We start from the raw sequence: 13,363 nt of genomic DNA, 5'->3' as shown, positions 1-13,363 counted from the left end.
GATCTGAAACCGTTACCATTGAAAAAGAGGATCAAACCATCAAAACTGGTTTGATCCTCTTTACCATGAAGAAATCACACAAGGAATTGGAGAAAGACTGTGCCAGGGCCGCTACCAAAGCGGAACAGTATCAGCACCAAGCCTGGTGGCTGGAAAACCGCTATCACGATTATCAGGAGAGCAAGCGCGAAAAGACGTTGCGGAGCAGAGCCTAACCAGAAAATCCTTTTTGGCGTAGACCGCCAGGTGGATCAGCCGCTTCCGCTTGTCCGGAAGGGTCAGCGCATACTCGATGGCGTTGTCCAGAATGTTGCCGAAAATGGAGCAGATGTCCATCACATCCATAAAGTCCAGCTGAGCTCCGTCGGCCACGCAGGTGAGCTCCACGCCGTGGCGGGCGCAGTACAGGCTCTTGCCGGTAAGGAGGGTGTCCAGCACCGAGTTGCCCGTCTTGTTCTGGGCCTCGTAGGTGCGGATCTCCTCCTCCATCCCGTCCAGAAAGTCCAGCCGCCGCTGGGGGTCCTGCTCCGCCCGGAGGACCGCAATCTGGTGCTTCAGGTCGTGGTACTTCCGGTTGACCACGTCGATGCTCTCCCGGGACTGCTTGTACTGGATGTACTGATTCTGAAGGATGTTCTGGATGGCGTCCAGCTCCCGCTGCATGTACAGCTCACACCGCTGCACGTGGTAGGCGTACAGCATGGCCACCCCGGCCAGATCCATCAGGGTGCGGATGTTATAGATGCTCTCAAGAACGGAGCTGCTGAAGGGGGTGTTGGAGGAGACAAAGGACAGATTGCTCATCAAAAAGCAGGCAATGCTGATCACCACCGGGGGCCACAGCTCCTCCATCCGAAAGGCGAAGGCGGCGGGCGGGTCCTCCCGGCGGCTGGTTAGCCGGCGCATCGCCGCAAACACAAGGGCGTAGACTGCCGCCAAAAAGACCAGCGACAGGGCGGTGGTGCTCCAGGTGTCCTGGGGAAGGTTCAGGGTGTGCTGGGTGTAGGACCACAGCTGCCACTCCAGAGAGGCGGCGAACTCTGCAGTGAGGAAGGCGCAGGCGGTGAAGTAGCCCACAGTGGTCAGCGGCACGCTGCAGCAGGCGGCGATGAGGGCGAACATCAGCCCCACCGCCCCCATCATGCAGGGGAGCCACAGGGCGATATGCAGGCCGTCGGTCAAGCAGAGGAACAGGCACTGGACCGCCAGCCCAAGCCCCAGCATTCCCCACAGCCGGAGGCCGGAACAGCGCAGCGGCCGCTTGCGGAGAAAGATCAGACAGGCGCCCCACTCGGCAATGGCGGTAAACAGGCGGGGGATATCGGAGAGATAGACCTGATTCATCCGCTGATCCCTCCCACATAGTCGGCCAGGGCGTCCAGGAAGGGGGCCCGCCGGCCCCGGCTGATGAGCAGCTTATCCCCCCGGACCACGGCGCAGCCGTCCTGAATCCCCTGCACATGGGCCAGATTGACCAGATAGCCCTTGTTGCACCGCAGAAAGCCCTTGTCTTCCAGCAGCTCCTCCATCTGCTGGAGGGTGGCGGAGGAGGCGTGGATGCCGTCCCGGGTGTGGAGCATCAGCTGGTGGCCCAGCCGCTCAAGGTAATAGATGTCCCTGATTTCCAGCTTCAGAGCGCCTCCCTTTACTGCCACAGTGAGATAGGCGTCCTCCCGCTTCTTCACATAGCGCAGGCACCGGGTGAGCCGCTGGGAGAAGGAGAAGTAATTCAGCGGCTTGAGGATGTAGTCCAGTGCGTTGACCGAATAGCCCTGGATGGCGTACTGGGCCAGGTTGGTGACAAAGACGATGACCACCTCCGGGTCTATTTTGCGGATGTGGCCCGCTGCGGTCATGCCGTCTACAAAGGGCATATCCACATCCAGCAGGAGCAGGTCGAACTCCGGCTGGTACCGCTCCACCAGGTCCTCCCCGTTGTCGTAATGGGTGATCTGGAAGGCCCGGCCGGTCTCGCCGCTGTAGTCCTGGATAAACTGTTCCATCTGCTGAAAGCACTGCGGATCATCCTCCGCGATCAGAACACGGATCATATGCTTCACACCCCTGTTGCCGCAGGCCGTCCAACAAAACGGAGCGGCCTGTTTTGCGGTATCAATGTATGCTATTATATCAAAGATCGCCCCAATCACAAGCTGTTTTTATCAAAAGCCTCGAAAAATGTTCAGGACCTGCCGGGGCGCCGTATGTTTGTGGGACCGCAGGATACCGGGGCGGGCGCGGAGCGTTAATTTTGCAGCTCTATGCAGCCAGTTAATTGTATTTCAGGGGCGGAAATGCTACAGTGATAGGCACAGTCCGGGCCTGTGCAGCAGTTCCCGGTATGAAATCTAGGAGGTTATAGAGATGAAGATGAGAAACACACTATCCCTGCTCCTGGCGGCGGCGCTGGCGCTGTCGCTGGCCGCCTGCGGCGGAGGGGGCGGCACATCCCAAAGCAGCAGCGGCAGCGGCAGCGGGACAGATGCAAGCGGATCCACCTCCGGCGCTTCCTCTTCCCAGCCGGAGGAGACCCAGGACCCCGGTCCGGCTTCCACCCCGGTCCAGATCGGCGGCAGCATCGACAACGACAACTTTACCATGACCTTTGACTCCATGGAGCTGCTGGACGAGTATGAGTACCGGACCAGCGAATACTCCACCACCTCTCTGTATGTGGAGGACGGCTATAAGCTGGTGGTGGTCAAGGGCCACTTTGAGAACAAGTCCACCGGAGCGATCTCGGACAGCTGCTTCAACCGGTCCGCCCTGGTAAACGGTACCTACGAGGTGGACGGCTACGATGTGCGGTTCAATTTTATCCGCGACAAGTACTTTGAGATCGACGCCTACACCGACCTGGACTATGTGATGTACATCAACATCCCCAATAAGCTGGCGGAGCAGTTCGAGACCGCCGAGTTCACCATCGCCTTCAACGACGATCTGTCCACACCCTCCACAGTATGGAGCAGCGACGGTGGCGAGACCATTGAGGCGGACCAGTTCTACACCCTGAGCGGCACGGCGGGCGCGGCGGCTCCTGCGGATGGCGATGGCGGCGGTACGGCCGCCGATGTCAAGGGCCTGTGGAGCGTGAACTATTACGTGGATGACTTCCAGCAGCCCACCGAGGAGTGGTATATCACCAACGAAACCAGCTTTACGGGCACCTTCAGCAACAGTGCGACTACCAACTCCAAGCTGCTGGTCCAGGTGGCGGTGGACGAGTTTGAAGGGGAGGGGAACCGGGTGGCCTTCTTCCTCTATGAATATGGCCGCAATCAGGTGAAAAACTCCTCTACAAACTATGTGGACGAGTATACGATCACCATGCGCGGCGCGGACGGCACGGATACCAGCCTCTCCGGAACGGTGTACTGCGGCGGCGACCGCCTGTTCATCGACGACAAGTATGTGGACACTGTGCTGAACGCCATGAAGGGCGAAGGTACCCTGAGCTTCCATATTGTGGAGGATGAGCACACCACCACCAGCTATTTGTTCTCGATGGAGACGGATAATTTTGGAAGCCTCTACGAGAGCGTAGCGGCTGAAGGCCGCTGACCCAGGCCGGCAGACGGCGTAAGCGATCAAAACAGCATCAGGCGGAACGAGAAGGGCGGACCTGCAGGTCCGCCCTTCTCTGGAATTTACTCAAAGATTGTGTCGGCGATGCTGATCTCTTGGCCGCAGCGGTTGTCAATGTCGGCGCCGTTGCCGGAGAACAGCGACTCGGGGAAGGAGATGGCCGTCTCGGTGGGGACCCGCTCCAGCAGGACGGCGGTGGTGTTGTTCCGGAAAACATCCTCCATATAGCGGGAGTCCATGAAGCTCCCGGTGTCGGCGTTGAAGTGGATGCCGGTTTCGTTGTCCTCAAAGGTGCAGTTCCAAGCGGAGGCAATGTTGTCCTGCATCAGCAGGCCGGTGCGCCAGCCGGTAAAGCGGCATCCCTGGAGGAACACCCGGGAGGAAGAAGAGAAGCCCACGCCCTCTCCGCCGCCCACAAAGTCCAGGTCGTAGAGCCAGGAGACCCCGGTCGCCTGGCCCGTTATGCGGACGGGGCCGGTGAAGGCGGTGCGCCCTTCCTCCTCCCCCGCGCCGTAGAGGTTGACCCCCCGGGGGATGGTAATGCCTCCATCATAGGTCACCGGGGGCAGGTGGATCTCCACCGTGTTCATATGGTTGCCCTCTGTGATCACGTCCAGGCTGTCCAGGAGGGCCTGTACCTCCTCTACGGTGTTCAGCGGGGTATTCTCAGGGGTAAAGAGGTAGAGCTCCATAGGCTGGGCCTGCATGGTCTGATAGAGGCGGATAACGTCTCCATTTTTCATTTCAATGGTCCACCGGAGGGTCCCCTGACCGCTGCCGGCGTAAAAGTGAATGGAGGAAACCAGGGCGGCATCGGGGGCGTAGTCTTCCCGGGGGACCGGTTCGTCACAATACCAGGGCAGCTCTTCGTTCTCTGTCTCGATAAAGGCGGCGGTGACCTGCTTTACCTGATCCATAAACTCTTCCTTGGCGTTGGTGCTGTTCTCCATGCGGTTGATGTACAGGCATTGGGGGAAGGTGTACAGCATGTCCCCCACATCCGCCGGCTGGTTGACCTGATGGGCCGGATTAAAGCGGTCGTTTATCCAGCCGGCCAGCACCCGATAGGCCGTGCCGCCGTTGGTATAGATGACCTCGGCGGCGCCGTTGTCATAGACCTTGGGCCGGGTGTACAGCCAGCCCGCCACAGCCAGCGCCAGGATAAGAAGGGATGCGAGGGCGCTGTACAGCGCCCTCCTTGGCATACGCCAAGGAGAGTAGGCCTCAGTCCGCAAGTTGACGGTCCGGGCGCAGCAGGGGCAGAAGGACGCCTTTTCATGGATGGAGGCGGAGCAGTGAGGACAGGATTTCATCTCAGATCGCCTCCATCCAATGCAGCACATCCTTGTACCGCAAGCGCGATATTTTCCCCGTCCCGCTCCGCAACCTCGTGAATCAGAGGCGGATAGGGACCGGAGCGGTTCAGCAGCCTTTGGCAGGCCTCTCCATTGCCAGTGAACCGGCGGAGGATCAGCCGCACACTGCCACGAAAACTCTCCTTCAAAAGACGGACTTCCTCAAACCCGGTCCGCAGTTGTTCCAACAGCCAGGTATAAATAGCGATCCCCCCGAAATTTCCAACCCTATGCAGCCAGCATATTGTATCTGACAGCAGAATTGGCTACAATAATAGACAATATTATATCAAGGCTCCAAACAAAAGTAAAGGGGATGACAGGGTATGCGGGAGAAATCCACCAGTGATCTGAATCAGGAGCTGATGAGCCAGCCCAACCTGGATCAGTACATCACAGAGAACGAGACGTATTTTTCGGACGCAGACATAGCCGGGCTTCTGGCAGGACTCTATGAGACCTGCAGTCTGTCCAAGGCGGAGCTGGCCCGGCGGGCCGGGATGAGCGAGGTCTACCTCTACCAGGTCTTTGCCGGACGGCGCAAGCCCTCCCGGGACCGGCTGCTGTGTCTGTGCATCGGCATGGAGGCCGGGCTGGAGGAAGTCCAGCAGCTGCTGAAACAGGTGGGCTATGCCCCCATCTATCCCAAGCGGAAGCGGGACGCCATCATCAGCCACGGCATCCTCTACCGCACCCCCCTGGCGCAGATCAACGACAAGCTGTTTTCTGCCAACGAAAAGACGCTGTTTTAGAGAGAACGCCGCTGGCCTTCCGAAGTCTTCCAGACTCAGGAGGCCAGCTCCCAGCTCTGCAGAAAGAAGGCGGCGGCCAGCAGGTCGGCGCAGCCGCCCGGCGAGAGGTTTTCCTGTATAAATTCCCGGTCGAGCCGGGCGATCTCCTCCGCAGCGGGAAAGGGACTGCGCTGGAGCAGCCTTTGGCATCGCTCCGCGGCGGCGGCGGCTCGCTCCGGCCCGCCCCGGCTGATCAGATTGGTATCCGTCCCCTGGGCGATCAGGCGGAGGAGGGCGGCGGTCCCGGCGTCGTTGCGGCTGAGCCCTGCGGCCAGCCCCGCCCGCAGCACAGGGAGGGCGGTCCGGGCTACGCTGGGGAAGCCCTGGGCCGCCTCCCCCCGGACGCCGGTCAGTCCGTGCTCCAGGTAGAGCCTCTGCCCTGCGGTGCGGGCGGAGGCCGGGTCCAGAGAGGCGAGGTCCTCGGTGACAGCGGCGGCTATGGAGGCGCACTCCGTCAGGATGCGCTCCGGGTCCCGGCAGGGGGCCTCCGCGCTCCAGAGGCGTCCGATGGCTCCGCAGAGGACCCCCAGGGTGAAAACGGCCCCCTTGTGGGTATTCACCCCGCCGGTGGCGGCGAACATCGTCCGCTCCGCCCCCTGGCCGGCCCGCCTCAGCGCCGAAAACGTGCTGGCCGGAGGCTGGTCCGCAGTCTCCTGGCCCAGCTGCACACAGTTGGCCCAGTAGGGGAACAGGGCGGCGGCGCTGGCGTGAAAGGTAAAAATATCCATATCCCGGTGGCTGCCGGTGTTGGCCCGGTCCACCAGGCCGGGTTTGGGGGTGGTCCCCACCTCGTCCAGCAGGGCGCGGGTTACCAGAGCGGCCGCCCTTTCCCGGTCGGCAGAGGCAAAGTGCCCCTCCAGCAGGCGGCGGGTGGCCGCTTGGAGCTCCTCCGCCGTGTGTATCCGCCGGGAGGCACAGCCCGTCCCAGGCGCGCCGCAGACAAGGCAGCGCCGGGGAGCGCCGCCCGCCGCCTCCCGGTCCAGCCTGCGGCCCTCCGGGGTGAGAACGTCCAGCTCAAAGAGCCGCCCCAGGGGGGAGCCGTCCTCAATGGAGACGCATGCCCGCTGCAACTCCCGGACCGGACCGTCAACGGCATACTGCGCCTCACAGCCGGTGGGCGCCCGGCGCTCCAGACGGTCCAGCACGGCCAGTCCGGCGGCCCGCAGGCCGGCCTCCAGCTGTTCCAGCCCGGCCTGAAAGGCCCGGCGGATCAGGGGGGAGTCCTTCACCGGCCCGGCGATATTCAGTGTGAAGGAGACCGCGGCGGAGCCATGCCTGGTCCGCAGGGCCTCCAGGCGGCGCGCTCTGTCCTCCCTGGCCTCCAACATCTCCAATAAGGTGACGTCCCGTTCCATATGTCCCTCCTCAGTAGTGAATGACATTCTGCTCCGCCTGGATCGCGGCGATGACAGCCCCGGCCTCTGGGGAGGTGAAGTAGTCCCAGGCGGCGTCCGGTACCAAAGGGCGGATGTCCTCCAGCCGCCCATCATGGATGGCCTGCCGCACCGTGCTGGCGCTCACCGGCTGTCCGTCCCGCTCCAGACGGGGGACCACCCGGCATTCGATCCCCAGCTCGGGGAGGCGGCGGATCATCTCTTCATTGTATAGGGCGGTGACATGGCTGGTCCGCTCCTCCCCCACGTAGCGGCGGGTGAGGTTCAGGCAGGGCGCGATCCTGCCGAAGACGGCCAGATCCAAGGCGGCGTGGGCGCGGATGACGGTATCCCCGTCCTTAAGAAAGTAGCTGGGGAAGGTGGCCCCGCTGATGATGTAGGGACCCGAGTCGTGGCAGATCACGTTGGACAGATGGGCGGTTCCCTCCCGTACCAGCCGCCGCCGGACCGCAAAGGGGATGGGACCCGCCTCCTCGCTGAGGACAAAGAGGTGGACCGCGTTGTTTTCCGCCGCCGCCCGCTCCACCAGATGGAGGTGGCCCAGGGTGAAGGGGTTGGCGTTCATGACGATGGCGGCGGAGGTCCCCTCTTTCCGGGTCCGTTCCAGGGCGGCGCAGTAGTCCGAAAAGCCCCGGCGGCGGTTTTCCATAAAGACCACCCCCTCCGCCCGGACGATCTCATAAAAGCCCAGGTCCCCGAAGAACCGGGCGCTCTGGGGCTTGGTGTACAGGAACAGGTGGGTGTTGCCCCGCTGGGTCTGGACCTCCATCAGGTGGGAGATGATCTGATTGAGCAGGCCCTCCCCCTGGCGGACGCGGTCCACCGCCAGACAGCGGATGGTATTCCCAAAGCAGCTGCCGGTGGCCGCCAGCCGCCAGCTGCTGTCAAACAAGCCGCAGGTGTAGTCCAGATTGCCGTCCCGGCGGATGCCCTCCTGCTCCAGGAGAGCGTCGACCTGCCTTTGCCCCCGGACATCCCTGGGGGAGATCGTAGTCAGCGTATCGCCCATGATGATCACCTCTTATGGATCAGTATAGCAGAGATTTTTCTTGAAAAAAAGTCCCCTGACGCTGCTGTTGGCAAACGCCAGGGAAACAGGTCACTCCAGAGTGAAGGGCTTGATCTTCCGGACTACGTCCAGGATGGTGCCGTCCCGGGCCTCCAGGATGGCGACCACCTGGTCCTCCCACTCCAGATCGTCGGGCCGGCCCACCAGGGAGTAGGCTTTTTCCTTGAGCGCCTCGATGGTGACGTGGGGGATGCCTGCCTCGTCCAGGCACTGGATCAGGTCGGGGCGCAGGGGGTTGACGGCGATGCCGTAGTCGGTGACAAGCACGTCCACGCAGTCGCCCGGCGTGGTAACGGTGACCACATGCTCGCAGACGGTGGCCATCCGCCCCCGGACCAGGGGGGTGACGATGACGCACACCTTGCTCCCCGCCGCCGTGTCCGGATGCCCGCCGGGCGCGCCCCGGAGGACGCCGTCGGACCCGGTGAGAACGTTCACATTGAAGCCGGTGTCGATCTCCAGGGCGGCCAGGACAACGAAGTCCAGCTTGTTGACAAAGGCCCCCTTGTTGGCGGGGTTGGCATACTGGCTGGCGGACATCTCATAGTGATGCTCCGTGCGGTGGATGGAGTTCACCGCGTCCAGGTCGAAGTCCTGCACGTCGATGACCTTTCCCACCTTTCCCTTTTTCAGCAGCTCCACCATGGGGCCACAGATGCCGCCGATGGCCCAGCCCATTTTGATGTTCCGCTGGTCCATGTACTGCTCCAGAAACAGGTTGGCGGCCAGAGACGGCCCGCCCACACCGGTCTGGAAGGAGAAGCCGTCCTGGAACCAGGGAGTGGAGGCGATGACCTTGGCCACGTTTTCCGCCATCATCAGGTCCCGGGGGTTCTGGGAGATGCGGGCGGCGGCGGAGGCGATTTTTTTCGGGTTGCCGATGGAGTCCACCACTACGACGGCATCCACGTCGATGGCCTCTACGGAGGCGGGAAAGTTGGGGAAGTCCACCAGACAGTCGGTGACCACCACCACATGGTCGGCGTACTTGGCGTCGGTCATGGCGTAGCCCATGGAGCCGCAGTCCGACTTGCCGCCCACCCCCCGGCAGTTGCCCACGCAGTCGCTGGTAGGAGCGGCGATAAAGGCGATGTCGATGTGGACTTCGCCCCCCTCGATGGCCCGGGGCCGTCCCCCGTGGGAGCGGATGATGGCGGGGGTCTTCAGCCTGCCGGCGGAGACCACCTCGCCCATCCGTCCCCGGATGCCGGAGGTCTGAATGCCCACCACTTTGCCGTCCTCAATGTAGCCGGCGATAGGGTCGTGGGCTGAGCCCAGACTGGAGGCGGCGATGGTCAATTCCTCCAGGCCCAGTTCCTCGATGGCGGCCTTCATCACCATGTTCACCACATAGTCTCCGTCCCGCAGGTGGTGGTGGAAGGAGAAGGTCATGCCGCTTTTGGCCCCGCAGTGCCTGAGGGCCTCCGCGATGGAGTCCAGGAGCTTGCTCTCCTGGGGCTTCTCATACCGCCGGGTGCGGGGGGCGGCCTTTTGGAGGTACTTGCCGTCCATATACTGCTTTCCCTGATAGACCTCTCTGCCGTTGACCAGCAGGGAGTCCGGGATTTCTCTTCCAACTGCGTTCTTCATACCAGATCCCCCTCATACATGCCGCAGGCCCTGGCCAGCCGGAGGGTGCGCTCCGCGCCGGGCAGGAAGGCGATGTCGATCATCTTGCCGTCCACTGTAAACACACCCAGGCCCTTTTCCGCGTTCTCCTTGATGGCCCGGACAATCTTTTCCGCCTGGATGACCTCCTTCTCGGTGGGAGCGAAGACCTCGTGGACAAAGCGGATCTGCTTGGGATTGATGAGGCTCTTTCCGTCAAAGCCCATGGCCTTGTTCTGGAACACCTCGGCCCGGAAGCCCTCCTCATCGTCCAGGTCGGTGAACACCGTGTCAAAGCACTGGATGCCCGCCGCCCGGGCGGCCAGCAGCATCTGTCCCCGGGCAAAGAGCATGTCGATGCCGTTGTGCTGGGGGGTGGTCTGCATGCACTTCCGGAAGTCGCCGCCAGAGATGGCCACGCCGAACATCCGCTCCGAGGCGGAGCAGATCTCGTAGGCGTTCAGAACCCCCTTGGGGCTCTCCAGGGCCGCCATCAGGAGGGTGCGGCCCACCTCGACCCCGAACTCTTTCTCAGCTTCCTCCACCGCTTTCTCCACGGTGTGGACGTCCTGAGCGGACTCGCATTTGGCGATGCGGATGCCGTCCACCCCGCCCGCTACACAGACGCGAATGTCCTCCCGCCAGTGGGGGGTGTCCAGGCCGTTGATGCGGACGATGACCTCAGTATCGCCGTAGTCGATGGTTTTCAGAGCATGGTACAGGGAAAAGCGGGCGGCGTCCTTCTGGTTTTCAGCCACCGCGTCCTCCAGGTCCAGCATGATGGAGTCACAGCCGTAGATGTAGGCGTCCTTGATGAGCCCCGGCTTCTGGGCGTTCATGAACATCATGGTCCGCCGCAGGCGGAACCGCTCCGGTTTGGGACGAGGGATCATTGCACCACACCTCCCCAGGGAATATTTTCTTCCGATTGGCCGCAGCTGCGGAACACCGCGCACTCCACCCGTGCCTTCAGGGTGCAGTCCAGCGCCCCCTTGTCCACTACGGTGATCCGGACATGCTGAACGTTCAGCCGCTCCAGCGTTTCCAGCACCGTGGCTTTGATCTGCCGTCCGTACTGGTTCATCACGCTGCTGGTGAGGGACAGCTCAATGCCGTCCTGCCCCGGCTCTACCGTCACCTGGGCGTCGCTGGACTCCAGTGTCCCGGCGATGGCCGGCTTTAAGATCTCCATACTACGCGCCTCCTTTGACATATTGTTATGATGGCCCTTGGTATCTGTATTGTAACACGAAATACGGTGCTGGAACAAATATCTTTCCTGTCCTCCTCCCATAGGATTTTTCCTATGGGAGGACCTTTATTATTGACAAAAATAGAAGATATACTATAATAAAGATAGGATCATTCCTATGATATTTGGGGATTTTGCAAAAAGCAGGAGGACCGCTCCATGAATCTGAAACAGGCCCGGTATATCCAAACGATCGCACAGGAGGGCAGCATCACCGCCGCCGCCCGGAAGCTCTACATCAGCCAGCCCTCCCTGAGCCAGATGCTCAAGCAGGTGGAGGTGGAGCTGGGGGCCGCGCTCTTTGACCGCAGCGTCTCTCCCGTTCACCTGACCCTGGCCGGGGAAGCCTGCCTTCAGGCGGCGGAGGCAATCCTGGCCGCCAATGACCGGCTGGAGCGCCAGCTTCAGGAGATCCGGGACGAGAGCCGGGGACGGCTCCGGCTGGGGATCAGCGTTCAGCGGGGGATGCAGGTGCTCCCCCTGGCCCTGCCCTGGTTTTTGGCCCGGTTCCCCCATGTGGCGCTGGAGATCACCGAGCGGGGCAGCGCCGACCTGGAGGAGCTGGTGCTGAAGGGCGGGGTGGACGTGGCCCTGGCGGTGATCGACTCCACCAGTCCCCGGCTGCGCTATGAGCTGATTGAGGAGGAGGTGACGGGCATCCTGGCCGGAGCGGGGTCCCGGCTGGCATCCCGCTTTCCCGGCGGTACGCTGGTGCCGCTGGACGCGGCCGCCGGGGACACCTTTGTCAGCCTGAAGGAGGGGCACAGCGCCCGGGTGGTCCAGGACGCCCTGTTCCGCCGTTACGGCCTGCAGCCCAAGATTCTGCTGGAGAGCGATTCCTTCGAGGTGGCCCGGCGGGTGGCGCTGGGGACGGGCAGCTGCATGCTGTGCTCCAATCTGTATATGGACGATCTGGCGCAGCGGCATGGGGCCTTTTATCCCCTGAAAAATTATGAGAACCACCGGCATTTCTACGCCTGCTATCCAAAGGACGGAGAGCTGTCCCGGTATGCGGCGGAGTTTATCCGGATCACGGCACAGGTGCTCAGCCAAAAGGCGCTGTCAGCACAGCTGTAAAAATCGCGCCGGCGGACTGCCGGCGCGATTGCGGTTTGACAGAGGGACTCAGGCGTTCTGCTTGGCCTGTTCAAAGTCCATCCACAGCTTGTCGATCAAACCGGGAGTTTGGATTAGGTCGCAGGCGGTGCCTGCCAGAACCTTCGCGCCGGTGAGGACGGCGTCGTGGGCCTCCTGACTCTTTCCGGCCTCCACGTAGGTCTGGGAGTGGCTGGAGGTCCCAGCGGGGACGAATTTCACCCGGATGCAACAGCCGGGCATGTGGTTGGTCACGTTGCCGAAGTCGGTGCTGCCGGTCTTCTTGCGGGGGGGCGCAATGCCCGGCGCGCCGCAGGCGGCGGCGTTGTCCATAATGATCTCGTTGAGGGCGAGGCAGGGGATCTTGTTGTCCACATCCTTGTCCTTGGCGATCTCATACTCCACATCGGACATCAGGGCTGCGCCCTGGACGATCTGCTCAAAGCGGCGGCAGACGTCGTTGAGCACCTCCCGGGAGTAGCTGCGCAGGGAGAAGGCGCCCACCGCTTTGGCGGGGACTACGTTGGCCGGGCCGGGGGTCTCGTTGATGGTGTAGTGCATCCGGGTGTCCTCCCGGACGTGCTCCCGCAGGAACTCCACGGCGTTGAAGGTGAGCAGCAGGGCGTCCAGAGCGCTGCGGCCCTGGTCGGGGGCCAGGGCCGCGTGGGCCCCTTTGCCGCGGAAGGTCACGATATAATTGGACAGGGCCAGGCTCCTCTCGTCCACGCAGGTGTCCGGGCCGCCGTGCATCATCAGGGCCACGTCGATGTCCCGGAAGCAGCCGTTCTCCCACATGGTGATCTTGGCCCCCCTGGTCTCCTCAGCGGGGGTGCCGTAGACCACCAGCTCAAAGGGCTGGTCGAAGCCGGCGTTCTTCAGGGCAACGGCGGTGCCGCAGATGCAGGGCCCCTGCATCTGGTGGCCGCAGCCGTGGCCCAGCTGGCGCAGGGCGTCGTACTCGCACAGCAGCCCGATCCGGGGGCCGCCCTCCCCCTGTTTCCAGGTGGCGCGGAAGGCGGTGGGCCAGCCGGTCAGGCCGCGCTGGACCTGAAAGCCGTTTTCCTCCAGGTAGTCCTCCAGCAGGCCGGAGGCGAAATGCTCCTCCCCATCATACTCGGGATTGTCAAAGATGCGGTCAGACATGTCCAGCAGCCGCTCGGACTGATCGAGGATGAGCTGATACAGTGTTTCCTTCATGATAAAACTCCTTA

At 62.5% G+C, this 13,363-nt stretch carries 13 protein-coding genes; 3 read left to right on the top strand and 10 right to left on the bottom strand.

Translation table 11 applies throughout. The annotated features are described in order from the left end of the window. Window positions 1-111 precede the first annotated feature (111 nt). Window positions 112-1,344 carry a GHKL domain-containing protein gene (locus VV088_RS16510; protein WP_334601813.1) on the bottom strand — a complete coding sequence of 411 codons (1,233 nt, stop codon included), beginning with the start codon at window positions 1,342-1,344 and terminating at the stop codon, window positions 112-114. Further along, window positions 1,341-2,051 carry a LytR/AlgR family response regulator transcription factor gene (locus VV088_RS16505; RefSeq protein WP_334601812.1) on the bottom strand — a complete coding sequence of 237 codons (711 nt, stop codon included), beginning with the start codon at window positions 2,049-2,051 and terminating at the stop codon, window positions 1,341-1,343. The genes VV088_RS16510 and VV088_RS16505 overlap by 4 nt, the downstream gene beginning before the upstream one ends. A 313-nt stretch (window positions 2,052-2,364) precedes the next feature. Between VV088_RS16505 and VV088_RS16500 the strand changes: the two genes are divergently transcribed. Beyond that, window positions 2,365-3,564, top strand: coding sequence for a hypothetical protein (locus tag VV088_RS16500; protein WP_334601811.1), 1,200 nt, complete (start codon window positions 2,365-2,367; stop codon window positions 3,562-3,564). 86 nt (window positions 3,565-3,650) lie between these two features. Here VV088_RS16500 and VV088_RS16495 read toward each other — a convergent pair whose 3' ends face one another. Further along, complete coding sequence (locus VV088_RS16495; protein ID WP_334601810.1) at window positions 3,651-4,901, bottom strand: zinc ribbon domain-containing protein; 1,251 nt, start codon at window positions 4,899-4,901, stop codon at window positions 3,651-3,653. Then, window positions 4,898-5,092, bottom strand: coding sequence for a hypothetical protein (locus tag VV088_RS16490; protein WP_334601809.1), 195 nt, complete (start codon window positions 5,090-5,092; stop codon window positions 4,898-4,900). Before VV088_RS16490 ends, VV088_RS16495 begins: the two co-directional genes overlap by 4 nt. A gap of 177 nt (window positions 5,093-5,269) precedes the next feature. Here VV088_RS16490 and VV088_RS16485 point away from each other — a divergent pair, with 177 nt between their 5' ends. Further along, complete coding sequence (locus tag VV088_RS16485) at window positions 5,270-5,695, top strand: helix-turn-helix domain-containing protein (RefSeq protein ID WP_334601808.1); 426 nt, start codon at window positions 5,270-5,272, stop codon at window positions 5,693-5,695. Between the two features lie 35 nt (window positions 5,696-5,730). Here VV088_RS16485 and citG read toward each other — a convergent pair whose 3' ends face one another. The 5 genes from citG to citD form a co-directional block, all read right to left on the bottom strand. After that, window positions 5,731-7,089 (bottom strand): triphosphoribosyl-dephospho-CoA synthase CitG, encoded by a 1,359-nt coding sequence (gene citG / locus VV088_RS16480; protein WP_334601807.1) that lies wholly within the window; start codon window positions 7,087-7,089, stop codon window positions 5,731-5,733. A gap of 10 nt (window positions 7,090-7,099) precedes the next feature. Beyond that, window positions 7,100-8,137, bottom strand: a complete 1,038-nt coding sequence (gene citC / locus VV088_RS16475) for a [citrate (pro-3S)-lyase] ligase (protein ID WP_334601806.1) — start codon at window positions 8,135-8,137, stop codon at window positions 7,100-7,102. Between the two features lie 90 nt (window positions 8,138-8,227). Further along, the gene (gene citF / locus VV088_RS16470) at window positions 8,228-9,787 is read right to left on the bottom strand and encodes a citrate lyase subunit alpha (RefSeq protein WP_334601805.1); all 1,560 of its coding nucleotides are present in this window, start codon (window positions 9,785-9,787) and stop codon (window positions 8,228-8,230) included. Next, window positions 9,784-10,698 carry an aldolase/citrate lyase family protein gene (locus VV088_RS16465; protein ID WP_334601804.1) on the bottom strand — a complete coding sequence of 305 codons (915 nt, stop codon included), beginning with the start codon at window positions 10,696-10,698 and terminating at the stop codon, window positions 9,784-9,786. Before VV088_RS16465 ends, citF begins: the two co-directional genes overlap by 4 nt. Further along, window positions 10,695-10,997: a citrate lyase acyl carrier protein gene (citD, locus tag VV088_RS16460; RefSeq protein WP_334601803.1), complete on the bottom strand. Its 303-nt coding sequence runs from the start codon at window positions 10,995-10,997 to the stop codon at window positions 10,695-10,697. Before citD ends, VV088_RS16465 begins: the two co-directional genes overlap by 4 nt. 219 nt (window positions 10,998-11,216) lie before the next feature. On the opposite strand from citD, the gene VV088_RS16455 reads away from it, so the two are divergent. Further along, a complete protein-coding gene (locus VV088_RS16455; RefSeq protein WP_334601802.1) occupies window positions 11,217-12,134 on the top strand; it encodes a LysR family transcriptional regulator in 918 nt (305 codons plus the stop codon). 48 nt (window positions 12,135-12,182) lie between these two features. On the opposite strand, the gene VV088_RS16450 is transcribed toward VV088_RS16455, so the two are convergent. Continuing rightward, entirely contained in the window at window positions 12,183-13,349 is a 1,167-nt protein-coding gene (locus VV088_RS16450) for a M20 family metallopeptidase (RefSeq protein WP_334601801.1), read from the bottom strand. Window positions 13,350-13,363 lie beyond the last annotated feature (14 nt).

Origin of the sequence: Lawsonibacter sp. JLR.KK007, from assembly GCF_036941135.1 — a bacterium.
GTDB lineage: Bacteria > Bacillota > Clostridia > Oscillospirales > Oscillospiraceae > Lawsonibacter.
This window is presented reverse-complemented; position numbering and strand designations above follow the sequence as displayed.